General features: G+C 65.9%; 25 protein-coding genes. 17 read left to right on the top strand and 8 right to left on the bottom strand.

The window, feature by feature from the left end; translation table 11 throughout:
* Positions 1-133: 133 nt before the first annotated feature.
* A complete protein-coding gene (locus NDN16_RS16625; protein ID WP_251114593.1) occupies positions 134-796 on the top strand; it encodes a GntR family transcriptional regulator in 663 nt (220 codons plus the stop codon).
* Positions 797-817: 21 nt separating this feature from the next.
* On the opposite strand, the gene hisI is transcribed toward NDN16_RS16625, so the two are convergent.
* Both hisI and folE read right to left on the bottom strand, forming a co-directional pair.
* Positions 818-1,216: a phosphoribosyl-AMP cyclohydrolase gene (gene hisI / locus NDN16_RS16620; RefSeq protein ID WP_353050224.1), complete on the bottom strand. Its 399-nt coding sequence runs from the start codon at positions 1,214-1,216 to the stop codon at positions 818-820.
* Positions 1,213-1,833 (bottom strand): GTP cyclohydrolase I FolE, encoded by a 621-nt coding sequence (gene folE, locus NDN16_RS16615; protein ID WP_251114592.1) that lies wholly within the window; start codon positions 1,831-1,833, stop codon positions 1,213-1,215. Before folE ends, hisI begins: the two co-directional genes overlap by 4 nt.
* 130 nt (positions 1,834-1,963) lie before the next feature.
* Between folE and NDN16_RS16610 the strand changes: the two genes are divergently transcribed.
* From NDN16_RS16610 to thrS, 3 genes are all read left to right on the top strand, one after another.
* Positions 1,964-2,404 (top strand): iron-sulfur cluster assembly scaffold protein, encoded by a 441-nt coding sequence (locus NDN16_RS16610; RefSeq protein WP_251114591.1) that lies wholly within the window; start codon positions 1,964-1,966, stop codon positions 2,402-2,404.
* Between the two features lie 3 nt (positions 2,405-2,407).
* Positions 2,408-2,698, top strand: a complete 291-nt coding sequence (gene yidD, locus NDN16_RS16605; protein WP_251114590.1) for a membrane protein insertion efficiency factor YidD — start codon at positions 2,408-2,410, stop codon at positions 2,696-2,698.
* Between the two features lie 117 nt (positions 2,699-2,815).
* A complete protein-coding gene (gene thrS, locus NDN16_RS16600) occupies positions 2,816-4,780 on the top strand; it encodes a threonine--tRNA ligase (RefSeq protein ID WP_251114589.1) in 1,965 nt (654 codons plus the stop codon).
* A gap of 18 nt (positions 4,781-4,798) precedes the next feature.
* Here thrS and NDN16_RS16595 read toward each other — a convergent pair whose 3' ends face one another.
* Positions 4,799-5,971 (bottom strand): winged helix-turn-helix domain-containing protein, encoded by a 1,173-nt coding sequence (locus tag NDN16_RS16595; protein WP_251114588.1) that lies wholly within the window; start codon positions 5,969-5,971, stop codon positions 4,799-4,801.
* Between the two features lie 10 nt (positions 5,972-5,981).
* Complete coding sequence (locus tag NDN16_RS16590) at positions 5,982-7,160, bottom strand: hypothetical protein (RefSeq protein WP_251114587.1); 1,179 nt, start codon at positions 7,158-7,160, stop codon at positions 5,982-5,984.
* A gap of 149 nt (positions 7,161-7,309) precedes the next feature.
* On the opposite strand from NDN16_RS16590, the gene NDN16_RS16585 reads away from it, so the two are divergent.
* The 4 genes from NDN16_RS16585 to NDN16_RS16570 all read left to right on the top strand — a co-directional run bounded on the left by NDN16_RS16585 (position 7,310) and on the right by NDN16_RS16570 (position 9,309).
* A complete protein-coding gene (locus NDN16_RS16585; RefSeq protein ID WP_251114586.1) occupies positions 7,310-7,879 on the top strand; it encodes a nitroreductase family protein in 570 nt (189 codons plus the stop codon).
* Positions 7,880-7,884: 5 nt separating this feature from the next.
* Positions 7,885-8,505 (top strand): flavin reductase family protein, encoded by a 621-nt coding sequence (locus NDN16_RS16580; RefSeq protein ID WP_251114585.1) that lies wholly within the window; start codon positions 7,885-7,887, stop codon positions 8,503-8,505.
* 149 nt (positions 8,506-8,654) lie between these two features.
* Positions 8,655-8,903, top strand: a complete 249-nt coding sequence (locus NDN16_RS16575) for a DUF4160 domain-containing protein (RefSeq protein ID WP_251114584.1) — start codon at positions 8,655-8,657, stop codon at positions 8,901-8,903.
* Complete coding sequence (locus NDN16_RS16570) at positions 8,890-9,309, top strand: DUF2442 domain-containing protein (protein WP_251114583.1); 420 nt, start codon at positions 8,890-8,892, stop codon at positions 9,307-9,309. The genes NDN16_RS16575 and NDN16_RS16570 overlap by 14 nt, the downstream gene beginning before the upstream one ends.
* 41 nt (positions 9,310-9,350) lie before the next feature.
* Here NDN16_RS16570 and NDN16_RS16565 read toward each other — a convergent pair whose 3' ends face one another.
* A complete protein-coding gene (locus NDN16_RS16565; RefSeq protein ID WP_251114669.1) occupies positions 9,351-10,112 on the bottom strand; it encodes an NAD kinase in 762 nt (253 codons plus the stop codon).
* A gap of 59 nt (positions 10,113-10,171) precedes the next feature.
* Positions 10,172-10,789: an alpha/beta hydrolase gene (locus NDN16_RS16560; RefSeq protein ID WP_251114668.1), complete on the bottom strand. Its 618-nt coding sequence runs from the start codon at positions 10,787-10,789 to the stop codon at positions 10,172-10,174.
* Between the two features lie 123 nt (positions 10,790-10,912).
* On the opposite strand from NDN16_RS16560, the gene NDN16_RS16555 reads away from it, so the two are divergent.
* The 7 genes from NDN16_RS16555 to NDN16_RS16525 all read left to right on the top strand — a co-directional run bounded on the left by NDN16_RS16555 (position 10,913) and on the right by NDN16_RS16525 (position 18,479).
* On the top strand, positions 10,913-11,833 hold the full coding sequence (locus NDN16_RS16555) for a LysR family transcriptional regulator (protein ID WP_251114582.1): 921 nt from the start codon (positions 10,913-10,915) through the stop codon (positions 11,831-11,833).
* A gap of 87 nt (positions 11,834-11,920) precedes the next feature.
* Positions 11,921-12,406, top strand: coding sequence for a formate dehydrogenase subunit gamma (locus NDN16_RS16550; RefSeq protein ID WP_251114581.1), 486 nt, complete (start codon positions 11,921-11,923; stop codon positions 12,404-12,406).
* Positions 12,403-13,995 (top strand): formate dehydrogenase beta subunit, encoded by a 1,593-nt coding sequence (locus NDN16_RS16545; protein WP_251114580.1) that lies wholly within the window; start codon positions 12,403-12,405, stop codon positions 13,993-13,995. The genes NDN16_RS16550 and NDN16_RS16545 overlap by 4 nt, the downstream gene beginning before the upstream one ends.
* Before the next feature lie 20 nt (positions 13,996-14,015).
* Positions 14,016-16,892, top strand: a complete 2,877-nt coding sequence (fdhF, locus tag NDN16_RS16540; RefSeq protein ID WP_251114579.1) for a formate dehydrogenase subunit alpha — start codon at positions 14,016-14,018, stop codon at positions 16,890-16,892.
* Positions 16,889-17,194 carry a formate dehydrogenase subunit delta gene (locus tag NDN16_RS16535; protein WP_251114578.1) on the top strand — a complete coding sequence of 102 codons (306 nt, stop codon included), beginning with the start codon at positions 16,889-16,891 and terminating at the stop codon, positions 17,192-17,194. Before fdhF ends, NDN16_RS16535 begins: the two co-directional genes overlap by 4 nt.
* A 74-nt stretch (positions 17,195-17,268) precedes the next feature.
* Positions 17,269-17,526: a hypothetical protein gene (locus NDN16_RS16530; RefSeq protein WP_251114577.1), complete on the top strand. Its 258-nt coding sequence runs from the start codon at positions 17,269-17,271 to the stop codon at positions 17,524-17,526.
* A gap of 188 nt (positions 17,527-17,714) precedes the next feature.
* On the top strand, positions 17,715-18,479 hold the full coding sequence (locus NDN16_RS16525) for a Crp/Fnr family transcriptional regulator (protein ID WP_251114576.1): 765 nt from the start codon (positions 17,715-17,717) through the stop codon (positions 18,477-18,479).
* Positions 18,480-18,516: 37 nt separating this feature from the next.
* On the opposite strand, the gene ilvD is transcribed toward NDN16_RS16525, so the two are convergent.
* Complete coding sequence (gene ilvD, locus NDN16_RS16520) at positions 18,517-20,346, bottom strand: dihydroxy-acid dehydratase (protein WP_251114575.1); 1,830 nt, start codon at positions 20,344-20,346, stop codon at positions 18,517-18,519.
* A gap of 239 nt (positions 20,347-20,585) precedes the next feature.
* Here ilvD and NDN16_RS16515 point away from each other — a divergent pair, with 239 nt between their 5' ends.
* Both NDN16_RS16515 and NDN16_RS16510 read left to right on the top strand, forming a co-directional pair.
* Positions 20,586-23,279: an HAD-IC family P-type ATPase gene (locus tag NDN16_RS16515; protein WP_285292773.1), complete on the top strand. Its 2,694-nt coding sequence runs from the start codon at positions 20,586-20,588 to the stop codon at positions 23,277-23,279.
* A 29-nt stretch (positions 23,280-23,308) separates the two neighbouring features.
* A complete protein-coding gene (locus NDN16_RS16510) occupies positions 23,309-24,157 on the top strand; it encodes a universal stress protein (protein ID WP_251114574.1) in 849 nt (282 codons plus the stop codon).
* A gap of 15 nt (positions 24,158-24,172) precedes the next feature.
* On the opposite strand, the gene NDN16_RS16505 is transcribed toward NDN16_RS16510, so the two are convergent.
* Complete coding sequence (locus NDN16_RS16505; protein WP_251114573.1) at positions 24,173-24,733, bottom strand: hypothetical protein; 561 nt, start codon at positions 24,731-24,733, stop codon at positions 24,173-24,175.
* Between the last annotated feature and the right edge of the window lie 336 nt (positions 24,734-25,069).

The following is a 25,069-nucleotide window of genomic DNA, read 5'->3' as shown; positions in this document are numbered from 1 at the left end:
GGGCGCGTGGATCACATCTCCCCGTGACCATTCGAAGCGCCATGAATTGATATTAGATCAAAAATCGAAAAGACTTCAAGTGTGTCTCTTCAGGCGCTATTCTTTTGACTGAAGATCCCATGTGGAGTTGTTTATGTCCGCCATTCGCGACCGCGTCCTGCCTTTGCGCAAGGAAACCCTGCAGGACGGTGTGTTCCGGCGCCTCTGCGAATTGATCCTGGAAGGGGGCATTGCTCCGGCGCAGTCGATAACCGTTGCCAGCCTTGCCAGCGCGTTCGAAGTCAGCCCCATGCCGGTGCGGGAGGCCCTGACGCGGTTGACGGAAGCGGGTGCGCTGACGGTGATCTCCGGACGGACGATCGGCATTCCGCAATTGACGCGCGAGCGGCTGGACGATCTTCGCAATGTGCGGCTGGACGTGGAGTCGACCGCCGTGCGCTGGGCTGCGGCCCGGGCCGATGGCGCGTTCCTGTCGGATCTGGGCTTGCCGCTGGACAGACTGAGGCAGGCGGAGCGGACCAGCGATCCGAAGCTCTATGTCGCGGCCAATTACGATTTCCATTTCCGGATCTATCGGCAGGCCGGGTCGCCGATCCTGCTGGGCATGATCGAGAAGCTCTGGCTGCAGATCAGCCCCTATTTCCACCTCTTGAGGGAATCGGGAAACTTCCGGATTTCAAACACCTGGCACCAGGCGATGCACGATGCGCTCGGGCGCGGGGACGCGGAAGCGGCGACGGCCGCGCTTGTGGCCGATATCGACGGAGCCTATGGCGTGCTGTGCGACGCCATATGAGGTGGTGGGCGAGGGGCGGCGCTATGCCTTAGCGATGACTTGCGTCAACTCGCCGGCCGGTTTGCCCAGTTCCACGCGCCGATAGAAGCAGGAGGTGCGGCCGGTGTGGCATGTTTCCTGCGGCCGGGCGACATGCACTTTCAGCCAGACGGCATCCTGGTCGCAGTCTATCCGCATCTCCTGGATGGTCTGCAGTGCGCCGGACGTCTCGCCCTTTTTCCACAATGTCTGCCGCGAGCGGCTCCAGTAATGCGCGATGCCGGTGGCGATGGACAGGTCCAGCGCCTCGCGGTTCATGTGCGCGAGCATGAGCACGTCGCCGCTGGCGCCATCCGTAACCACGGCCGTGATCAGGCCCGCTTCGTCGAAGTGCGGCATCAGCCGCGCGCCTTCTTCCCGCTCGAGGGTCACGTCGGTCACCGGTTCAGGATCATGGACAGGAAGCGGTCGCGTTCGGACTTGTCGTCCTTGAACACCCCGTAGAAGGAACTCGTGGTGGTTATGGAGCCCTTGCTGCGGATGCCGCGCATGGACATGCACATGTGCTCCGCCTCGATCAGAACGGCGACGCCGCGCGGAGCGAGGGCGCCGTCGATGATGGCCGCGATTTCCTCGGTCATGGTTTCCTGCGTCTGCAGGCGGCGCGCATAAAGGTCGACGACGCGGGCGATCTTCGATAGCCCGAGAACGCGTCCGTCCGGGAAGTAGGCCACATGCGCCTTGCCGATGATCGGCACCATGTGATGCTCGCAATGCGAGATGAAGTCGATATCGCGCACGAGCACCATGTCGTCGTAGCCCGACACCTCCTCGAAGGTGCGTGACAGGACGTCGGCGGGGTTTATGCAATAACCGCCGAAGACTTCCTCATAGGCCCGGACGACGCGTTGCGGCGTATCCACCAGGCCCTCGCGGCGCGGATCGTCTCCAGCCCAGAGGATAAGGGTCTTAACGGCGGCTTCCGCCTCCTCGCGCGTCGGGCGCGGAGGGCTGCCCTGGCCGGTCGGCCCGGAAAACTTTCTGACGGTGGCGTCCATTCCTCAACCCTTGCCGCCGCGTCTTGTCGTCTTCGGCTGTCGGAGGCGCGGCTTCACTCCTATATACGGATTCGATCCGCAGATGGGTAGATGCTCCCGCGCGGATGAATCCGCGCGAAGATGGTGCCCGATGATCGACGACGTCTACAACACCCGTATCCTGGAACTGGCAGGCAATATCGGACGCATCGGCCGGCTGCCGGCTCCCGATGCCAGCGCGACCGCCCATTCGCGCCTGTGCGGTTCCACCGTCACGGTGGACGTCTGCGTTGCCGGCGGCGTCGTGTCCGATTTCGCCCATGAGGTCCGTGCCTGCGCGCTCGGCCAGGCATCCTCGGCCATCATGGCAAAGGCCATCGTCGGCGCGACACCGGAAGAGCTCCGTTCCGTTCGGAAGGCCATGCAGGCCATGCTGAAGGACGGCGCGCCGCCTCCGGAAGGCCGGTTCGCGGAGTTGCGCTTCCTCGAGCCGGTCAAGGACTACAAGGCGCGCCATGCATCGACCATGCTGACTTTCGATGCGGTCGTGACCGCGCTGGATGAGATCGACGCGCGCGAACGGGCTGCCTGAGCGATGGCTGGCGCGCCGGGGCGCAACTACGACGGGCCCTACCGCAAGACGCCCGGCCGCCTGTTCGGCATGGGGTTCGTGCGCCTTTACCAGTTGACCTTCTCGCCGCTGGTGGGCGGCAACTGCCGGCATGTGCCGACATGCTCCGAATACGCTTACGAGGCCATTGCGCGCCATGGCCTGTGGCGCGGCGGCTGGCTGTCGGCCCGGCGCGTGTCCCGTTGCGGCCCCTTCGGCAGGGCGGGCCACGATCCGGTGCCCGACGATCCCCATACGCACCGCCATCCTCACTAATCCATTCCCGTTCGTGCCGCGATGGGCTAGAAGGCTGCGGTCCGAGCCCTTGGTGCCCGGCGTTCGATCGATAAGCTTTCCCGCATGGTAGGCGGGGGTGAGCGGAAAGGACATGACATGATCGACCTTCAATTCCCCGATGGTTCCATACGCCAATATGCCCCGGAGACGACCGGGGCGGACATTGCCGCGGGTATCTCAAAGTCGCTCGCCAAAAAGGCCGTCGCCTATGCGCTCGACGGCGAACTGCGCGATCTTGCCGATCCCGTGGGGCGTGGCGGCAAGCTGGAGATCGTCACCCGCGAGGACCCGCGCGCCCTGGAACTGATCCGGCACGACGCGGCGCATGTCATGGCGGAAGCGGTTCAGGAATTATGGCCCGGCACGCAGGTGACGATCGGTCCGGTCATCGAGAACGGCTTCTATTACGATTTCGCGCGCGACACGCCCTTCACGCCCGACGACCTGCCGGTCATCGAGAAGAAGATGGTGGAGATCATCCGCCGCAACGCGCGCTTCTCCAAAGAGGTATGGACACGCGACAAGGCGCGGCAGGTGTTTGCCGACAAGGGCGAGGCATTCAAGGTCGAGCTCGTCGATGCCATTCCCGAGGGGCAGGATCTGAAGATCTACAGCCAGGGCAACTGGTTCGACCTGTGCCGCGGGCCGCACATGGCGTCGACCGGCCAGATCGGCGAGAACTTCAAGCTGATGAAGGTCGCCGGGGCCTATTGGCGCGGCGATTCCAACAACCCGATGCTGACGCGCATCTACGGCACGGCCTGGGCTACGCCGGAAGAGCTGAAAGCCTACCTCCACATGTTGGAGGAGGCCGAGAAGCGCGACCATCGCCGCCTTGGCCGCGAGATGGACCTGTTCCATTTCCAGGAAGAGGGGCCGGGCGTCGTCTTCTGGCACGGCAAGGGCTGGCGCATCTTCCAGACCCTGGTCGCCTACATGCGCCGGCGCCTGGCGGGCACCTATGAAGAGGTGAACGCGCCGCAGGTGCTGGACCACTCGCTGTGGGAGACGTCGGGCCACTGGGGCTGGTATCGCAACAACATGTTTGCGGTCACCGTGGCTGACGAGGAATCGGACGACGACAGGGTCTTCGCGCTCAAGCCGATGAATTGCCCGGGCCATGTGATGATCTTCAAGCATGGTCTAAAGTCTTACCGGGAACTGCCTATCCGGCTTGCCGAATTCGGTTCGGTTCATCGCTACGAGCCGTCCGGCGCCCTGCATGGGCTCATGCGGGTGCGCGGCTTCACGCAGGACGACGCGCATGTGTTCTGCACCGACGAGCAGCTTGCTGCGGAATGCCTGCGGATCAACGATCTGATCCTGTCGGTCTACCGCGATTTCGGCTTCGAGGAAGTCGTCGTCAAATTGTCGACGCGGCCGGACAAGCGTGTCGGTTCCGACGCGCTCTGGGATCGGGCCGAAGGCGTGATGGGCGAGGTTCTGGAAACCATCCGGATGCAGTCCGGCGGCCGCATCAAGACGGGTATTCTGGAGGGCGAGGGCGCGTTTTACGGCCCGAAGTTCGAGTATACCTTGAAGGATGCCATCGGGCGTGAGTGGCAGTGCGGGACGACGCAGGTGGATTTCAATCTGCCGGAGCGGTTCGGGGCATTCTACATCGACCAGTCGTCCGAGAAGCGGCAGCCGGTCATGATCCATCGCGCCGTCTGCGGCTCGATGGAGCGGTTCCTCGGCATCCTTATCGAAAACTTCGCCGGGCATTTCCCGCTGTGGCTCGCCCCGGTACAGGTGGTCGTCGCGACCATCACGGACGAGGCAGACGACTACGCCCGCGAGGTGGCGCAGCGGTTCCGCCGGGCCGGCCTCCATGTGGAGACCGACCTGCGGAACGAGAAGATCAACTACAAGGTCCGCGAGCATTCGCTGGCCAAGGTACCGGTGATCCTCGTCTGCGGACGCCGCGAGGCGGAGGAGAACACCGTCAACCTGCGGCGTCTGGGCTCCCGCGACCAGCAATCCCTGCCGCTGGAAGAGGCGCTTTCGCAATTGGCGGAAGAGGCCGTCCCGCCTGACCTCAAGCGCGAGCGCGCGGCCTGAGGCGGCAGGCGCGGCCCGTCATTCGTGATCCACGATGTCGGGCCGCGTCACGTCGTCGAGTTCGAGCCATGCTGCAAGGGCCGAAAGTTCGGTCTCCAGCGCTTCGACGGCGCCCGCCGGCGCGCCGCGCTCGTGATGGATGGCATGGACGCGCAGAACACGAGCCTGCCTGTCGGCCTTGAGGTCCACGCGCGCCACCAGCCTTTCGCCGAACAGGAAGGGCAGTACGTAATAGCCGTGCTGCCGCCTTTCGGCCGGAACGTAGATTTCGATCCGATAGCGGAAGCCGAACAGCCGCTCCGCCCGCGCCCGCTCCCAGACGATCGGGTCGAAGGGCGCCAGCAGGGCCGCCGCGTCGACGCGCCGCGGCTTGCGGGCCTCCGGATGGACGTAGGCGACCGGCCAGCCATCAACCGCAACGGGCAGCAGGGCGTCATCCTCGACCAGTTCGGCGATGGCGTTACGCGTTTCTTCGGGCCCGAGCCGGAAATAGTCCCGCAACTCGCCTGCGGTGGCGATCCCCAGTGCCTTCGCCGACCGCAGGACCAGCGTGCGGTGGGCTTCTGCTTCCGGCACGGGCGGCAGCGCCATGACCGCTGCCGGAATAACCCTTTCAGTCAGGTCGTAGACGCGCTCGAAGCTGCGGCGCCGCGTGGCGGTGGTGATATGGCCGGCATGGAACAGCCATTCCAGGATACGCTTGGACTCACTCCATTCCCACCAGCCGGTGCGGCTGGACTCGAAGTCCGACGCGGCCATCGGGCCTTCGGCCCGGATGCGATCCAGAAGCGCCATGGCTTCGGATCGCCGCTCTCCGGCGAAGGAGCGCAGGCCCTTGTAGCCGGCCATGCCGCGATCGGCCCGCTCCATCCTCCAGCGCAGTAGGGGGAAGAGATCCATGGGCAGCAGCGAGGCTTCATGCGCCCAGTATTCGAAGACGCGGCGCTCGCGGCGGGGGCCCCAGGCGGCGCGGTCGAAGAGGGTGCGGTCATAGGCGCCGAGGCGCGAGAAGGCGGGCAGGTAATGGGCGCGCGCCAGCACGTTGACGCTGTCGATCTGGTGCAACGCCAGCCTGTCCAGCAAGCGCCGCAAATGCCCCTGATGGACGGTGTCCGGGCGCGCCGATCCAAAGCCTTGTGCGGCCAGCGCCATGCGCCGCGCGAGCGGCAGGCCGATGCGCTGTGCCGTCATCCGTGTCCGCTCAATCGCCGGAGCCCATCTCGGCATCGCCCGAAGCGTCGCCGGCGCCAGGCTCCGCCGCTTCGCCTTCCAACTCCTCGAAGCTCGGCACCGGACCGGACGAGATCTCGTCGCCGCTGCCGTCGGCCGGCGCCTGAGGCGCAACATTGCCGTTGGCCACCAGCTCGACCTCCTCGTTCTGGCCGGCGGCGACATTGTAGACGCGCTGGTAGATGCGATCTTTGTTCTTGGCGACGATGAGGTATTCGCCCTCGGCCAGCACCATGGACGAGAAGGCGCCGACATTCTCGCGGATGAGGTCGCCCTGCGACGAGGAGATGGACCAGGCCGTGTCGGCCAGCGCTTCGCCTCCGGCCTCCCGCACCAGCTTCAACGTCACCTCGGCCGCGCGTTGCGTCAGACGTGCGTCGGTGACGCGCGCGGTTTCGACTTTGATGTCGGCGCGCGCCACCGCGTTGACCGCGCCATAGTTGGAAACGACGTGATAATCGCCGGCGTTCAACCGCACCACCGTTCCGGGATGGACATCCTCGGCCACCAGGCGCCGGTCCGGCGCGGTGGGCCCCTGCGTATAGATGTCGAAGGTCAGGAGCTTTGAGGTGATCGGCTCCCCGTTGCCGGTGGTGGCGCTGAGCCGCAGCCCGCCTGCCTCGAGTACGACCGTGTCCGTCAGGCGCTTTCCGTCGAAATCGATGCGCTTGGTGACGCCGGCGCGGCCATAGCCGACATGAAGGAGGTAGGAGCCGGCCGGGACGTTGAACCGGACGCTGCCGCCCCGCTGGATGCCGATGAGCTGCAGCTTGCCTTCCCGGTTGAGTCGGTTGGAGAACAGCCGCCAGACCAACCCGTCCGGGATGGCCTCGCCGTCCTCGCCCATGCGCGCGTTGAAGGTCAGCTCGCCGCCGCGCGCCGTCTCGTCAAGCTGTGGCAGGATATCGCCCGGAATGGCAGGCAGGTTCGGCACCGCATAGGAGGACAGGCCGTCGGCCGGCGTCGGCAACTCGATCCGGTCCTGCGGTCCGCGTCCGTTGCCGAATGGGATGCCGAGCCGCTCGTTCTGCATCGCGTCGGGAATGCCGGAGGGAGAGGCATAGGCGCCGCCGCCATCGTCGTCGCCCGGAGGTGGGCCGCCTTGCGCAAACGCATTCGACGCGGCGGCTGCGAGTACAAGAAGCAACATGGCACTCGACTTTCTCACGCGCAGCCCTTCATCCCATTCCGCATTGGCAAAGTTTCGTCGCCCCGATATGGCTGACGATCCGGTCGCGGCGCAAGGTGCGCCGCCAAATCGGGCCGAAAAGTGATGAAGTCAGAGGAAGATCGACGAAGATGACCGAACTGAAGCACCATCTGGCTACGCGGCGCTCGATTTCGATCCCCGATATCAAGGCGCCGGCGCCCGAGGGTGAGGAGCTGGACTCGATCCTGCGGCTTGCGGTGCGTGTGCCCGATCACGGCAAGCTTGCTCCATGGCGCATGATTCTCATTCGTGGCGATGCCGCCGCAAAGCTTGGGGAGACAATGGCCGACATCGCCGAAAACAAGGAAGGGCCGCTCTCGGAGGCGCGCCGCGCCTTCGAGCTGGATCGGTTTACCCGGGCGCCGCTCGTCATCGCCGTTGTGTCCCGCGCGGGCCCGCACTTCAAGATACCGGAGTGGGAACAGGTTCTGTCCGCCGGCGCGCTGACCATGAACCTGATCCACGCGATGGGCGCCCACGGCTATGCCGCGACGTGGCTGACGGAGTGGCCCGCCTATGACGACGAGGGCAAGGCGGCGCTCGGGATTTCCGAGGACGAGAAGGTTGCCGGATTCCTTTATGTGGGGACCCCGGCCGACGAGCGGTCGGAGCGTCCGCGCCCCGAACTGTCCGATATCGTGACGCTGGCAAAGGCCTGAGGCTCATGTTCTACGAAACGTCCGACAATCGCCACGGCCTCGCGCACGACCCCTTCAAGGCCATCGTGTCGCCGCGGCCCATCGGCTGGATCTCCACGAGATCACGCGGCGGCGCGGTGAACCTGTCGCCCTACAGCTTCTTCAACGCCATCTCTGACGAGCCGAAACTGGTCATGTTCTCGTCCGGAGGCATGAAGGATTCCGCCGCCTTCGCGATCGAAAGCGGCGAATTCGTCTGCAATTTCGCGACGGCAGAGCTGGCCGGGGCGCTGAACCGCAGTTCCGCGCCGGCACCCCGCGGCACCAGCGAGTTTCCCTTTTCCGGGCTTACCGAAGCGCCGTGCCGTCTCGTTTCGGCGCCGCGTGTTGCGGAAAGCCCCGCCGCACTGGAATGCCGGGTGACGGAATGGTTTCACCCGAAGGATATCGATGGCGGGCATTCCGGCAATGTGGTGGTGATCGGGCAGGTGGTCGGCATCCATATCGACGACACGCTCGTCCGCGATGGCCGGATCGACATGGCGCTGGCCGCGCCGCTGTCGCGCCTCGGCTACACGGACTATGCCGTGACGCGCGACGTGTTCGAGATGTTCCGGCCCAAGGCGCCCGACGCCAGCGACATCTAGAGTATCGGACCGAAACTCGGAATCCGGTACTCGGACCGGGCAAGAAATTGCATAGCGTTCGGTCGTCGTGGAAATTTCGAGTTGTGCGACAGATTCGTCCCTGCCGGAACTACCTTTCCTAAGCGCTTGGGTTTTGGTATAATTCGCTCATGCCGACTGTCTTGCGCCTCGATGGCCTGCGCGTGGTCATCTACCCCAATGATCATCGCCCCGCGCACGTTCATGTCAGGGGAGCAGCCAGCGAAGCGGTGTTCATCCTGCATTGCCCGGACGGCCCGCCGGCGCTGCGCGAGAGTTTCGGCTTCAACACGCGCGAGCTGAGCCGGATCGAAATCGAGCTTGCCGGCGCGCTGGTGACCCTATGTGCGGAATGGAGAGCCTTTCATGACCGTTACTGAAAAGGACGTTCAACAAGCCGAAAAGCGGATGGCGACGCTGCGGGAAAACGGCTTTGCCGTTTCCGCGCGCTACGATCGCCGCTCGGGTCGCGTTGCCGTCAACCTGAATACCGGCGTGCAGATCGCTTTCCCGTCGCGCATGGTGGAAGGTCTTGCCGACGCCTCACCGGACGACCTTGCTGACATTGAAGTCAGCCCGGCCGGCCTTGGCCTGCACTGGCCGAAGCTCGACGCCGATGTGTATGTGCCGGCGCTCCTGCAAGGAGTCTTCGGCTCCAAGCGCTGGATGGCCGCGCAGCTTGGTGCGGCAGGCGGTCAGGCTCGATCGCGCGCCAAGACGGCGGCAGCTCGGGAGAACGGCCGCAAGGGCGGGCGGCCGCGACAGGCTGCAGGCGGCGGCCTGTAGCCTGTCGAAAACCGGCTCGGAAACGGAACCGGCATGCCGTTCTAATAGCGGAACTGTTCCGCCAGGATGCGCTCGTCCCAGCTGTGATCCCGGTCGAACAGGATCGCGCAGCTCGAGCCGCGCTCCTCGTTTATGCGGATGCGCAGGATGGACTTGACCTCGAAATGGTCGGCCACCGCGTTGACGGGCCGCTTCTCCGGTTCCAGCACCTCGATTTCCACCGCCTGGCGGTTGTGCAGCACTGCGCCGCGCCAGCGGCGGGGGCGGAACGGGCTGACCGGCGTCAGGGCCAGCAGGGGCGCATCGATGGGAATGATGGGGCCGCCGGCCGAAAGGTTGTAGGCCGTGGATCCGGTGGCCGTCGCCACCATGACGCCGTCGCAGGCAAGTTCGTCCAGCCTGACCTTGCCGTCGATGGAGATGCGCAGCCGCGCGATCTGGAAGGATTGGCGGAACAGCGCGACCTCGTTGATGGCCAGTGCTTCGTAATCACGCCCGTTCTTGTCGCTCGCGACCATGCGGAGCGGGTGGATGGTGCTGCGAAGCGCGACGCCGAGGCGCGCCTCCAGCCCTTCCTCGCGGTAGGCGTTCATCAGGAAGCCGACCGTGCCCCGGTTCATGCCGTAGATGGCCTTGCCGCTGTTCATGAAGCGGTGCAGCACCTGCAGCATGAAGCCGTCGCCGCCCAGCGCCACGATCACGTCGGCTTCTTCGGCAGGCACGCCCTCGTAAAGCGCGGTCAGCCGCGACAGGGCCGACTGCGCTTCCGGCGTATCGGATGCAAGGAATGCGAAGCTTGGAATGAGACCTGCCCCCGGCTCGAATCTGCGCGGTCTCTTTCGTAAGCCATCGCGCCTTCAAGTCAAAGGGCGAGGAATTCCGCCGAATGGCGAAGGTCCGCCTGCGTCAGCCCGTGCGAGGCCGGCAGGTTGCGATAGGTGACATCTGCGCCGCAAGCCTTGAGGTGCTCCGCCAGCATAGCCGCGTTGGCCGCCGGGATGATCGGATCCATGGCGCCCGACAGCATCAGGATCCGCTTCCCCGAGAGATCGGGCGAGGGCATCTGCCGCAAGGGCACCATGGCCCGCAGCAGCACCGCACCGGCAAGAGCTTCCGGACGCAGAAGCAGCAGCGCCGCCGCGATGTTGGCGCCGTTGGAGAAACCGAAAGCCATCGGCGTATCCAGCCCGTAGGCCAGGCGCGACTCCGCAACGAAGTCGGCCAGCTCGTAGGCCCGGAACTTTACGTCCTCCTCGTCGAAGACGCCCTCCGCGAGCCGGCGAAAGAAGCGTGGCATGCCGTTTTCGCTGACCTTGCCACGCGGCGACAACAGGGCGGAGCCGGGCGATACCGTCTGGCCGAGATCGAGGAGGTCGTCCTCGTTGCCGCCCGTGCCATGCAGCAGCAGAAGCGGGCGGCGGCTTGCGTCCCGCCCCGGATTGTAGCGGTGGATGAAGCTGCCCGGTCCTGTCTGTGTCATCATCTTCGTCCTCCGACGTGTCTCGTCCGCCCAAACGTAATGCCGCGCGGCGCTTGTACCATGCCGATCCCTGTTGACGGTGCTTCCACGCGTCGGGCCATATGCGCTCGGCAAGGAGGGCGCATGCAGATCCGCACCATCGAGTATTTCGTCGCGCTGGCGCGTGAGCGGCATTTCGGCCGCGCAGCGTCTGCCTGCGGCGTCACGCAGCCGACCCTGTCCGCCGGTATCGGCGCGCTCGAAGACGAGCTTGGCGTACGGCTGGTTCTGAGGGATCGGCGGTTCGCCGGCCTGACCGCGGAGGGCGAGGCCGCGCTGCCTTGGGCACAGCAGCTCCTGGCCGATGTTTCGGGCCTGCGCGATGCAACGGAAACGCCGCCCGGCGGCGATGTGACAGGGTCGATGCGGCTGGGCATCATCCCGGCGGCGATGCCTGTATGCGGGGCGTTCGTCGCGGCGCTGCGCGGCCTTCATCCGGCGGTTGCCGTGCAGATCCATGCCCTGACCTCGCGCGAAATCGATCGCGCGCTTGCCGGATACGAAATCGACGTCGGCATGACCTATCTCGACAACGAGCCGCTGCCCGACGTCATTTCGGCGACGCTGTACCGCGAAACCTACATTTTCGCCACGCCGGCCGGCGGGCCGTTGGCCGGCCGCGCCTCGATCGGCTGGGCGGAGGCGGTCGCGACGCCCCTGTGCCTCCTGGCGCCCGACATGCAGAACCGCCGCATCCTCGATGCCCATCTGGCGGGCATCGGCCTCGATGTCCGGCCGGCGGCCATGGCCAACTCCTATGCCGCACTCCTGTCCATGGTGCGGGTGGGGGAGTTTTCCTGCATCATGCCGCAGACCTATGCGCAGACGGTCGCCTGCGATCCGGCCATCTCCACGATGCCGCTCGATCCGCCGGCGCGGCCGCAACCCGTGGGCCTCGTCGTACCCAATCGCCATCCCAGTTCGGTCATGGCGCGGGTTGCCCTGTCCTGCGGGCGGTCCGCCCAACTGCGGCAGGCTCTTGCCGACATGCTCGGCCCATCCTGATAGATATCGTCTATCAATCAGTGATGCCGGCTATTTGACTGGTTCTAAATTTGGACCGACTCTTCCGCATTACAGGAGGAGTGCGCAATGCTGGAAAGGGTAGGCGGCAACCACGGGTACGATGCCGGGCGGCTGGCCGAGATACTGGCCGCGCATGACGGCCGCAAGGGTGCGCTGCTGCCCATACTGCACGATGTGGTCGGCGCGTTCGGTTTCGTGGACGACGCCATGGTTCCGGCCATCGCCGAAGCGCTCAACCTGTCGCGCGCCGAGGTGCACGGCGTCGTCACATTCTATCACGATTTCCGCCGCCGGCCTGCCGGCCGCCACGTCGTCAGGCTGTGCGTCGCGGAAGCCTGCAAGTCCCGCGGGGCCGACGCGCTGGCCAAGGCTGCGGAGCGGCAACTGGGCATACCCATGCACGCAACCGGCGCCGATGGCGCCGTGACGTTGGAGCCGGTCTATTGCCTCGGCCTGTGCTCTCTTTCCCCGGCCGCCATGGTGGACGGACGGGTGCATGCGCGCCTGACGCCGCAGCGGCTGGCCGCCTTGCTGGCGGAGGCAGGCCTATGAGCAGGAAACGCTCTAGGGTTTTCGTTCCGGGGGACGCCGCGGCCGTCAGCGTCGGCGCAGACGAGGTCGCCCACCGCATCGCAGAGGCCGCCGACAGGCTGGGTATCGACATCGTCCTGATCCGCAACGGATCGCGCGGGGCGCATTTTCTGGAGCCGCTGGTCGAGGTGGAAACCCCCAGCGGCCGCATAGGCTATGGGCCGACCGCACCCGAAGACGTTGCCGGGCTCGTGGATGCGGGGCTTTTCGAAGGCGCGGAGCACCCCTTGCGCATCGGCCGGCCGGAGGATCATCCATTCCTGATGGGGCAGGTGCGCAGCACCTTCGCCCTGTGCGGTATCGTTGATCCGCGCTCGGAGGCCGACTACGCGGCGCATGGCGGCTGGAGCGGGCTGAAGGCGGCGCTGGCGATGCAACCGCAGGAGCGCATCGACACGGTCAAGGCCTCGGGCCTGCGCGGTCGTGGCGGAGCCGGCTTCCCCACCGGCATCAAATGGGAAACCGTCTTCAGGGCCGGCGGCGATGAAAAATTCGTCGTCTGCAACGCCGACGAGGGCGACAGCGGCACCTTTGCCGACAGGATGCTGATGGAGGGCGACCCCTTCCGCATGGTGGAGGGCATGGCGATCTGCGGGGCCACCGTGGGTGCGCGATACGGCTATATCTACATCCGCTCCGAATATCCCCATGCGATCGCCGCGATGGAACGCGCCATCGTGCAGAGCCGCCGCGCCGGCTGGCTCGGCCCGGATATCGGCGCGTCCGGAGTAGCCTTCGACATGGAAGTCAGGGTCGGGGCCGGTGCCTATGTCTGCGGCGAGGAAACGGCGCTGCTGAACTCGATAGAAGGCAAGCGCGGGCTGGTGCGGGCCAAGCCGCCGCTGCCCGCATTGCAAGGCCTGTTCGGCAAGCCGACCGTCATCAACAACGTGCTGAGCCTCGCCACCGTGCCGGCGCTCTTCGCCGACGGCCCGGAGAGCTACAACGCCATGGGTATCGGACGCTCACGCGGGACGATGCCGGTGCAACTGGCCGGCAATATCCGGTATGGCGGGCTCTACGAGGTGCCTTTCGGCATCACGCTCGGCGAGCTGGTGCTCGGGGTGGGCGGCGGCACCGCCAGCGGACGGCCGGTCCGCGCGGTGCAGGTGGGCGGGCCGCTGGGCGCGTACTTTCCGCCGCATCTGTTCGACACGCCCTTCGATTACGAGGCCTTCGCGGCGAAGGACGGGCTGATCGGCCACGGCGGCATCACCGTCTTCGACGATACCGTCGACATGGCCGAAATGGCACGCTTCGCGCTGGAATTCTGCGCGGTGGAAAGTTGCGGCAAATGTACGCCCTGCCGCATCGGCGCGGTGCGCGGCCAGGAGGTGCTGGACCGCATCCTCGCCGCGCGGCAGACGCAGGCGCCCGTCGGCGCCGACCTCGGCCTCCTGGCGGATCTGTGCCAGACCATGAAGTTCGGCTCGCTCTGCGCGCTGGGCGGTTTCACGCCTTATCCGGTGTCCAGCGCGATGACGCATTTTCCCGAAGATTTCGACCTGACCCTGCGCGCCTTGCCGGCGTCGCTGGAATCGGCCGGCTGAAGGCAGAGGAGGCGACCCCCATGTCCCTGATCCGCGAACAGGATTTCGGCACTCCGCCCAGCACGTCGGGCCAGACGGTATCGCTGACGATCGACGGCGTACGCGTGACCGCCCCCGCAGGCACGTCGATCATGCGGGCGGCCTCGGAGATGGGAACCGCCATCCCGAAGCTTTGCGCGACCGACAGTCTCGAGCCGTTCGGCTCGTGCCGGCTCTGCCTCGTCGAGGTGGAGGGGCGGATGGGCACGCCGGCCTCCTGCACGACGCCGGTTACCGAAGGCATGGTCGTGCGCACCCAGACAGAGCGCCTGAAGACGCTGCGCAAGGGGGTGATGGAACTCTACATTTCGGACCACCCGCTGGACTGCCTGACATGCGCCGCCAACGGCGATTGCGAGCTGCAGGACATGGCCGGCGCCGTGGGCCTGCGCGAGGTCCGTTACGGTTATGAGGGCGCCAACCACGTCAAGGCGCGACAGGGCGGTGTGGACAATTTCGCCTATAGCCCGAAAGACGAGTCCAACCCGTATTTCACCTACGATCCGTCCAAGTGCATCGTCTGTTCCCGCTGCGTGCGCGCCTGCGAGGAAGTGCAGGGTACATTCGCCCTCACCATATCTGGGCGCGGTTTCGACAGCCGCGTTTCGCCTGGCCAGTCGCAGGATTTCTTTTCGTCGGAATGCGTTTCGTGCGGCGCCTGCGTCCAGGCTTGCCCGACCGCCACGCTGACGGAGCGCAAGGTGATCGAGATCGGCCAGCCGGAGCATTCCGCCGTCACGACCTGCGCCTATTGCGGGGTCGGCTGCACGTTCAAGGCCGAGATGCGGGGCGAAGAGCTCGTGCGGATGGTGCCGTGGAAGGACGGCAAGGCCAATCACGGCCATTCCTGCGTCAAGGGGCGCTTCGCCTGGGGCTATGCCAACCATCGGGAACGTATCACGACGCCGATGATCCGCGCCTCGACGTCCGATCCGTGGCGGGAGGTCAGCTGGGAGGAGGCGATCGCCCATGCCGCTTCCGAATTCAGGCGCATTCAGGCCGCGCACGGCGTGGGAAGCGTCGGCGGCATCACATCGTCGCGCTGCACCAACGAGGAAACCTTCCTGGTGCAGAAGCTGGTGCGCGCCGGTTTCGGCAACAACAACGTCGATACCTGCGCGCGCGTCTGCCACTCTCCGACCGGTTACGGCCTGAAGACCACCTTCGGTACGTCGGCCGGCACCCAGGATTTCGATTCCGTGGACCACGCCGACGTCATCATGGTGATCGGCGCCAACCCGACCGACGGCCACCCCGTGTTCGGCTCCCGCATGAAGCGGCGGCTGCGTCAGGGCGCGAAATTGATCGTGGTGGATCCGCGCCGGATCGATCTGGTGCGCACGCCGCATGTGGAGGCGGCCTTCCACCTGCCGCTGCGCCCCGGCACCAATGTCGCGATGCTGACGGCTATGGCCCATGTGATCGTGACCGAAAATCTCGTCGACGAGGATTATGTCCGCACCCGATGCGACCTCGATGCCTTTGCGGAGTGGGCGTCCTTCGTTGCGCAGGAGCGCCATTCTCCCGAAGCCGCGGAGGGCCGTACCGGCGTCCCTGCGGCCGATGTGCGGCAGGCGGCGCGCCTGTACGCCACGGGCGGCAATGCCGCCATCTATTACGGGCTCGGGGTAACGGAGCATAGCCAGGGCTCCACCACCGTCATGGCGATCGCCAACCTGGCGATGGCCACCGGAAACGTCGGCAAGCCAGGCAGCGGCGTCAACCCGCTGCGGGGCCAGAACAATGTGCAGGGGGCCTGCGACATGGGCTCCTTCCCGCACGAACTCTCGGGCTACCGGCACGTCTCTGACGCCGGGGCGAGGGCCCTCTTCGAGGAGGCGTGGGGCGCATCCCTCGACGCCGAGCCGGGGCTGCGCATCCCCAACATGCTGGACGAGGCCGTGGCCGGCCGCTTCAAGGGAATATACATCCAGGGCGAGGACATCCTCCAGTCTGATCCCAATACCCGCCACGTCGCTGCCGGGCTCGATGCGATGGAATGCGTCGTCGTGCAGGACCTGTTCCTGAACGAGACGGCCGTCCACGCCCATGTCTTCCTGCCGGGGTCGACCTTTCTGGAAAAGGACGGCACGTTCACGAATGCGGAGCGGCGCATACAACGTGTCCGCCGGGTGATGGCCCCGCGCAACGGCTATGCCGACTGGGAGATAACCCAGATGCTGTCCAATGCGCTGGGCTATCACATGTCCTACGACCATCCGTCCCGGATCATGGACGAGATCGCGGCCCTGACGCCGACGTTCCGCGGTGTGACCTACGAACGGCTGGAACAGGCCGGCTCGCTGCAATGGCCGGTCAACGAGGCGGCGCCCAACGGCACCCCGACCATGCACATGGATGGCTTCGTACGCGGCAAGGGCCTCTTCGTCCTGACGGAATACGTGCCGACCGACGAGCGGACGGGCCCCCGCTATCCGCTGTTGCTGACCACGGGCCGCACACTCAGCCAATACAATGTCGGGGCACAGACGCGGCGCACGGAAAACGTCCTCTGGCACGAGGAAGACCTGCTCGAGATCCACCCCCACGACGCGGAAGAGCGCGGCATCAAGGAGCGCGATTTCGTGCGCGTCGCCAGCCGGGCCGGGGAGACGGCCCTGCGCGCCCGCATTACCGACAGGGTCGCGCCCGGTGTCGTCTACACGACGTTTCACCACCCGCTCACCCAGGCCAACGTGGTGACGACCGACTATTCGGACTGGGCCACCAACTGCCCCGAATACAAGGTGACGGCAGTACAGGTGTCGTTGTCCAACGGCCCCAGCGACTGGCAGGAGCGTTATGAGGCCCTTGCCAGCCGCAGCCGCAGGATCGCGCCGGCGGAGCCGGCGGAATGAGCGGGCGCGCCGATACGCTGGATACGCTGGTGCGGATGGCCAACCAGATCGCGCGTTTCTTCGAAAGCCAGGGCCACGAGCCGGGCGCGCTCGGCATGGCCGACCATCTGGCCACGTTCTGGACGCCGCGCATGCGGGACGACATCCAGCGCCACGCCGATGCAGGCGGGGCGGGGCTGACCCCGCTGGCCTCGGCCGCCCTGATCATCCTGCGGAAACGGGCCGCGCCGGATGTCGCCCGCGCGCTGGAAGATGCCGGCGGTGTTTCCGTCGCCACGGAGCGCGGCAGCGACGCCGGCTGATACGTCGCTGCGGACTTGCGGCAGGCCATGAGCGGGTGCAGTGTCGTCCCGTCTCGTGGAGGAGACCGACCGCCATGCCGATTCCCATCAAGATCATCCTCGTGCCGCTTCTGGCGTTGTCGGCCAGCCTGGCAGCCTGTCGGACGCTGACCCCGGAAGAGCTCCGCGCCTCGGACGAGGCGCAGTGCACGGATTACGGCTTCCGCCGAGGCACCGATGCCTTCGCGGCCTGCCTGCAGCGGATAGACCTGTCGAGGCGGGCCGACCGGCGCGAGATGCTGCGTGACCTGGATGAGCCGATCGTGATCTACAGGCCCGTCTATATCCGCTAGGATTTCGGAATGTCCTTTCGAAAGACGTATCGTGGCCTTAAGCAAAAAGGGGTATATTGGCGGCGGCCTTATGCTTTTGGTCCCAGTCTTCAAGGGGTGTAATATTCCTGCGGGGAGCCACATGACGAGGCCGCCACGGTAACGGTATGTGCTTTCCGGGGCTTCGTCATGCATGCGGAGAGGACTGGATGCATATGCTCTACCAACCGACGGGTGCCCAGATGCTGGCGCGCAAGCTGTCCGGGATCGGCAATCTCCTGCCGGAGGACGAGGCGGCGATCGCCTCGCTGGAAATGACCGTCATGAATGTCGGGGCCGGTCATCTCATCGCGGAAGAGGGGTCCAGCCCGCGCCACTGCTGCGTGATCATCGGCGGCCTCGCCTGTCGTTACAAGATCCTCGTCGATGGCAAGCGGCAGATCATGTCCTTCCACACGCCGGGCGACTTTCCCGATTTCTACAGCCTCCATGTAGACGTGATGGACCACAGCCTCGCGGCGGCGACACCCTGCCAGCTCGGCCTCGTGCCGCATTCGACGTTCCGGCAGTGGGTGCGACGGCATCCGCATTTGGCCAACCTGTTGTGGCGCGACACGCTGATCGACGGGTCGATGTTCCGGGAATGGATCGTCAATGTCGGCCGCAGGCCGGGCCCGCGCCGCATATGCCATCTCCTGTGCGAGCTTGCGGTCAGGCTAGAGAATGTCGGCCTGGCTGAGGCGGGGCGCATCCCCTTTCCGCTGACGCAATCGGACCTCAGCGATGCCGTGGGCCTGTCGGTCGTGCACGTGAACCGTGTGCTCCAGGACCTGAAGTCGCAGAACATCGTGCTGTTCCACAACAAGGAGGCCGTCATTGCCGACTGGCCCAAGCTGCGGGCCATGGCGCAATTCGACGGCGCCTATCTGCATCTGAAGGATGGCGGACGGCAGTTGCGGCATTTCAAAATCTAGATGGCGGGCGGCGATGCAGGGCACCGCCGCGCCCCGATCAGATGTTGCGGACGGCGCCCTTGGCAGCGCTGGTCGTCATGGATGCGTAGGCCCGCAACGCCGCCGTGACGCGGCGCTTGCGTGGCTCTGCGGGCTGCCAGCCATGCTTTTCCTGCTCGGCGCGGCGATGGGCCAGTTCGTCGTCGGCCACCGCCAGATGGATGCTGCGGTTGGGGATGTCGATCTCGATCCGGTCTCCGTCCCGCACCAGGCCGATCGTGCCGCCTTCCGCCGCTTCCGGCGAGACGTGGCCGATCGACAGGCCGGAAGAACCGCCCGAGAAGCGCCCGTCCGTAACGAGTGCGCAAGCCTTTCCGAGGCCCTTCGACTTAAGGTAGCTCGTCGGATAGAGCATTTCCTGCATGCCGGGGCCGCCGCGCGGACCCTCGTAGCGGATCAGCACCACATCGCCGGCCTGCACCTTGTTGTTGAGGATGCCGTAGACGGCGGCGTCCTGGCTCTCGAAGATGCGCGCCGTGCCGTGGAACTTCAGGATGCTATCATCCACACCCGCGGTTTTGACGATGCAGCCGTACTCGGCAAGGTTGCCGTACAGCACCGCGAGGCCGCCATCCTTCGAATAGGCATGCTCGACATTGCGGATAACGCCCTTTTCCCGGTCGATATCCAGATCGGCGAAGCGACGGTCCTGGCTGAACGCGACCTGCGTCGGGACGCCGCCCGGCGCGGCGCGGAAGAATTCGCCCACGGAACGGCTGTCGGTCCGCACGACATCCCAGCGGTCGAGCGCGTCGGCCATGCTTTCGGCATGGACACAGCCGACGCTGGTATCCAGCAGTCCGCCTCGATCCAGCTCGCCGAGGATCCCCATGATACCGCCGGCATGGTGCACATCCTCCATGTGGACGTTGGCGACGGCGGGAGCCACCTTGCACAGGACGGGCACGCGGCGGGACAGGCGGTCGATATCCTCCATGGTGAAGTCGACCTCGGCCTCGTGCGCCGCTGCTAGGAGGTGCAGGACCGTATTGGTCGAGCCGCCCATGGCGATGTCCAGCGTCATCGCATTCTCGAAGGCGGCGAAGGTGGCGATGGAGCGCGGCAGGACGGACGCATCGTCCTGTTCGTAATAACGCCGCGCCAGATCCACTACCAAATGGCCGGCCTCGACGAAGAGGCGGCGACGGTCGGCATGGGTGGCCAGCGTGGAACCGTTGCCGGGCAGCGAGAGCCCGAGAGCCTCGGTCAGACAGTTCATGGAATTGGCCGTGAACATGCCCGAGCAGGAACCGCAGGTGGGGCAGGCCGACCGCTCGATCACCTGAACCTCCTCGTCGGAGATGCGGTCGTCGGCTGCCGCCACCATGGCGTCGACGAGGTCGAGCTTCTTCTCGGTGCCTTCCCAGGTCACCTTGCCGGCCTCCATCGGGCCGCCGGACACGAAGACGACGGGGATGTTCAGCCGCATGGCGGCCATCAGCATGCCGGGTGTGATCTTGTCGCAGTTGGAGATGCAGACCATGGCGTCCGCACAATGAGCGTTGACCATGTATTCCACGCTGTCGGCGATCAACTCGCGCGAGGGCAGCGAATACAGCATTCCGTCGTGCCCCATCGCGATGCCGTCATCCACCGCGATGGTATTGAATTCCTTGGCGACGCCGCCGGCAAGCTCGATCTCCCGCGCGACGAGCTGGCCGAGATCCTTCAGGTGCACGTGCCCCGGCACGAACTGCGTGAACGAGTTGACCACCGCGATGATCGGCTTGCCGAAGTCGCTGTCCTTCATGCCTGTGGCGCGCCACAGGCCACGGGCACCGGCCATGTTGCGGCCGTGCGTGGTCGTGCGTGAGCGATATGGGGGCATTTCCCGCTTCCTCTGGTTTCGTATCTCCGGCTCGGCTGGCCTGCGCCGCTCGATCGTGCCGGGCCGTTCCACACATATGACATGGATTGGAACGAGTACAAGTTATCCGTAACGCATGTTACGCCTTCCGGCAAACGATGGCCAGCCCATGCTTTTTTGATTTCGATCAATTCCTGCTTGCCCCGAATCATTCATCAAGCAACCGTAGGTTCACAGATACGGAAAACGGGAGCGCGGGCATGACGAAAGCGCCGGATGCCGAAGCCGGGGACACGGCGCTCGACCACGCCTATTCGCTCCCCGTCCCCGAAGTCATGCGCGCCCTCGCCACCCGAACCGACGGCCTGACGGGCGACGAGGCGCGCGAGCGCCTGGCCGTCCATGGCCCGAACCGTCTGCCCGAAAGGCGCCGCAAGCACCCGGCCATGCGCTTCCTGGCGCAGTTCAACAACGTGCTGATCTATTTTCTGCTTGCTGCGTCGATTGCGGCCTTCGCGCTCAATCACGTCATAGACGGCGCCGTGATCGTGGCGGTCGTCGTCATCAACGCCGTCATCGGCTTCGTTCAGGAAGGCAAGGCGGAGCGGGCGCTGGATGCGATCCGCGACATGATCGCTCCGCACGCCTTTGCCCTGCGAGACGGAAAGCGGACCGAACTGGCGGTCGCCGACCTCGTGCCGGGTGACATCGTGCTGCTGGAAGCCGGCGACAAGGTGCCGGCCGACCTGCGCATCGTCGAGGCGCGCGCCGCGCTGGTCGATGAAGCGGTGCTGACCGGCGAATCCGTACCGGCGCAGAAATCCGCCGAGCCCGTGTTGGATGCCGCCGCACTGGGCGACCGGGCCTCCATGCTCTACTCCGGGACGCTGATGGCCACGGGGCAGGCGCGCGCCGTCGTGGTGGGTACCGGTGGCCGCACGGAAATCGGCCGGATCAGCGCGCTGATGGGGGCGGTCGAAACGCTGCAGACCCCGTTGCTGCGACAGATCAACCATTTCGGCACGCTGTTCACCTATTTCGCGCTGGCGCTCTCGGCGCTGCTGTTCGCCTTCGCCACACTGGTGCGCGGCTACAGCATGGTGGATGCGCTGATGGTCGTGGTTTCGCTGGCGGTGGGCGTCGTGCCGGAAGGGCTTCCCGCCGTCATCACCATCACCCTGGCCATCGGCGTTCAGCGCATGGCGACCCGCCACGCCATCGTGCGCCGCCTGCCGGCGGTGGAAACGCTTGGCGCGACATCCGTCATCTGTTCGGACAAGACGGGTACGCTCACCCGCAACGAGATGACCGCGCGCCACCTGGTCACCCCCGGTCTCGCAGCGGCCGTGGAAGGCGCGGGGTATCGGCCCGAAGGCCGTGTAGGAGAAGGTTACGTTGCCGGAGCGCCGCTTCCCGAGGGCGAGACCGACCTTCTTCTCTATTGTGCGGCGCTCTGCAACGATGCCGAACTGGTCCACGAGGACGGCGACTGGCGCGTTCTGGGCGATCCGATGGAGGGCGCGCTTCTGGCGCTGGCGCGCAAGGCGGGCCTGACGCCCGACGGCCTGGCCGCATGGAAACGGCTGGACACGATCCCGTTCGATGCGGAACACCGCTTCATGGCGACACTCCATGCCGGACCGGACGCGGAGCGCTGGGTGTTCGTGAAAGGCGCGCCGGAGCGGCTGCTGGCGATGGCCGCCGGCGCGGACGCGGCGCGCTGGGAGGGCGAAATCGCCGATGCAGCCTCGCGCGGCGAGCGCGTCCTCGGCTTTGCCGCAAGGCCCGCCGCCGCGGGGGAGACGACACTTTCCATGGAGCGGCTGGGCGAGGAGCTGACATTCGTGGGCATCGTCGGCCTGATCGACCCGCCGCGGGACGAAGCCGTCACCGCCATCGCCGACTGCCGCACGGCCGGCATCACCGTCAAGATGATCACCGGCGACCACAAGGACACGGCGGCGGCGATCGCGCGGCAACTGCGGCTGGCCGACGATCCGAAGGCGATGACGGGGGCGGAGCTCGATGCCGTGGCCGAAGCCGATCTTCCGGCCGTGGCGCGGTCGGTCAGCGTTTTTGCGCGGACCAACCCGGAGCACAAGCTGCGCATAGTCCGCGCCCTGCAATCCAATGGGCAGGTCGTCGCCATGACGGGCGACGGCGTCAATGACGCCCCATCGCTCAAGCAGGCCGATGTCGGCGTGGCCATGGGCCGAAAGGGTACGGAGGCCGCCAAGGAAGCGGCGGAGATGGTTCTGGCGAACGACGATTTCGCCTCCATCGTGGCCGCCGTGCGGGAAGGGCGCACCGTCTATGACAATATCCGCAAGGTGATCGCCTGGACGTTGCCCACCAATGGCGGCGAGGTCCTTGCCGTGGTCGTTGCCCTGTTCATCGGTACGACGTTGCCGATGACGCCGGCGCAGATCCTGTGGATCAACATGATCCTCACCATCACACTCGGCCTCGTGCTGGCCTTCGAGCCGCCGGAGCCCCGCGTGATGGAACGTCCGCCGCGGCCCGCCGGCGCGCCCCTCCTGTCGCCATTTCTGCTCTGGAGGGTCTGCTTCGTCTCGCTGCTTTTCACGGTGGGCGTCTTCTTCATCTTCAACTGGGCGATCTGGCGCGGCCTCGGCGTCGATACCGCCCGGACCATGGTGGTCAACCAGCTCGTGGTGATGGAAATCTTCTATCTCTTCAACGTGCGCTACCTGCACCAGGGCTCGATCAGCCTGCGCGGCATTCTCGGCACACCCGTCCTTCTGCTGGCGCTGGCGGCGGTCACGCTCGCGCAGTTCGCATTCACCTACCTTCCGGTCATGCACACGCTGTTCGCCAGCGCGCCGGTGCCCTTTGCGGACGGGGCGCTGATCCTTTTCGTCGGCATCGTGTTGCTGCTGATACTGGAAGTTGAAAAGATGCTGATCGGCAAAACCGGACTCGGACGGGAATGACCCTGTCCGCAACAACAGGAAACCAGTTCATGTCGCCTGCCTACAAGACCGTAATGCTCACGCTCCTGCCAGAAGCGGAGGCGCGCAGCGCCGCCAGCCCGGCAACGGCGCTGGCCATCGCCATCACCAGGCAGTTCGGGGGACGTCTGACCATCGATTTCCTGTCGCCGCAGCCGGCCTGGATTCCGTACAGCCTGATCACCGACATGCCGGGCCAGATGCTGGCGGAGCAGGCGCGCAAGCTGGAAGGGCAGGCGCACGCCAGCATGGAACTCGCGGCCGAGGCGGCGCGTCAGGCGGGCATCGAGCCGGAAACGCAACTGATCTCGCTCGATTTCCTCGCCCTTGTGGGCCGCGCGGCCCTGCGTGCGCAGTTGCAGGACGTCGTGGTGGTGGATGCCGGTGGCAGCAGCCTGCGCGACGAGCGCGAAATCGTGGAGGCGCTGCTGTTCCGCAGCGGCCGGCCGGTGATCCGCGTTCCCGCCGGAAGCCCCGGCGGCCTGCCTGCGAAGGTCCTCGTCGCCTGGGATGGCAGCGTGCCGGCCGTGCGCGCCGTGCGCGAGGCGCTGCCCATGCTGCACCAGGCCGGAGAGGTTCAGGTCGTTACGGTGCGCGGAGAGAAGGACGTCTCCAACATCCAGCCCGCCGAAAAGCTGGTCCGCTATCTTTCGGCCCATGGCATTTCAGCGTCGGAAACGGTGTTGACCGCGGCGCGCCGCAACGTCGCCGATGCGCTGCGCAATCATGCGCTGGATCAGGGGGCGGGGCTGCTGGTGATGGGCGCCTATGCGCATTCCCGCATGCAGCAGGCGGTTCTGGGTGGCGTCACGAGCGATCTTCTGAACGACAGCCCGATACCGCTTCTGCTGGCGCACTGACCCCGCGACGGGAGCCTACTTCCACGTCGGCGCATACATGTTGCGCGACGTGCAGTCGGCTTCCTCGCGCTGGAGCGCCGTCAGGTCGCCCGCCAGTCTCTGCGGGCGGCCGTTGCGCAGGTCCAGGAGGGCGTCCGATACGGCAAGACAACGTTCGCGCGCGACGTAATACTGGAACGTGTCGGATGCGCCGAAGGAGCCGCCATAGGCCCAGTGCGCGAAAAGCCCCAGGGCGACCAGAAGCGCCATTACGGCGGGGATGGATCCGAAACGCGGCCGGTCGGCATCCCAATCGCTGTAGGTCGGGCTCTTCTCTGCCCTGGACGGCGCTTCCGGCTGCCGGGGCGGCGGGCTCATCGCGGGGATGATCGGCGCCGGCAATGCGAACGGGCCGCCGACGCCCCTGTCCATGATCGCGGCTTCCAGATCGTGGCGCGCCTGCTGCATCCGACGCTCGAACTCGGTCCGTACGGAAGGGTCCGCATCGGCATCGATTTCGCAGATCATCTCGGCCTTGCCGAGCATGCGCGCAGTGGCGACAAGCTGGAGAATATGAGATCGCAGATCAGGTGACATCGGCTCCGCGTGCAGCGCGGGACCGACCGGTTCGGCATCCTTCGGGGGGCCGGACAAATGCACCGTCGAAACTCCAGATCGGTATAAACGTTAATATTAATACTTTGAACGCAATTTTATAGCGGACTGTAGTCGAGAATCGCGGTTCGGTTCAAGCCTTCACGAGGGACGGAACGCCGTTGCCTTTTATCCCTAATGCGATAACTGAGGCATGAAAGGCTGGCAATCATGACAAAGGCGTAGGCGTAGCCATACTTTGCGCCCGACATCGTTGAAACGGCCCTAACAAGACTTCCGTCCCATGCGGCATTCCGCCTCATGGTGCGATAATCGGAT

It is taken from the genome of Aureimonas altamirensis, from assembly GCF_023702225.1.
Lineage (GTDB): Bacteria > Pseudomonadota > Alphaproteobacteria > Rhizobiales > Rhizobiaceae > Aureimonas > Aureimonas altamirensis_B.
This window is presented reverse-complemented; position numbering and strand designations above follow the sequence as displayed.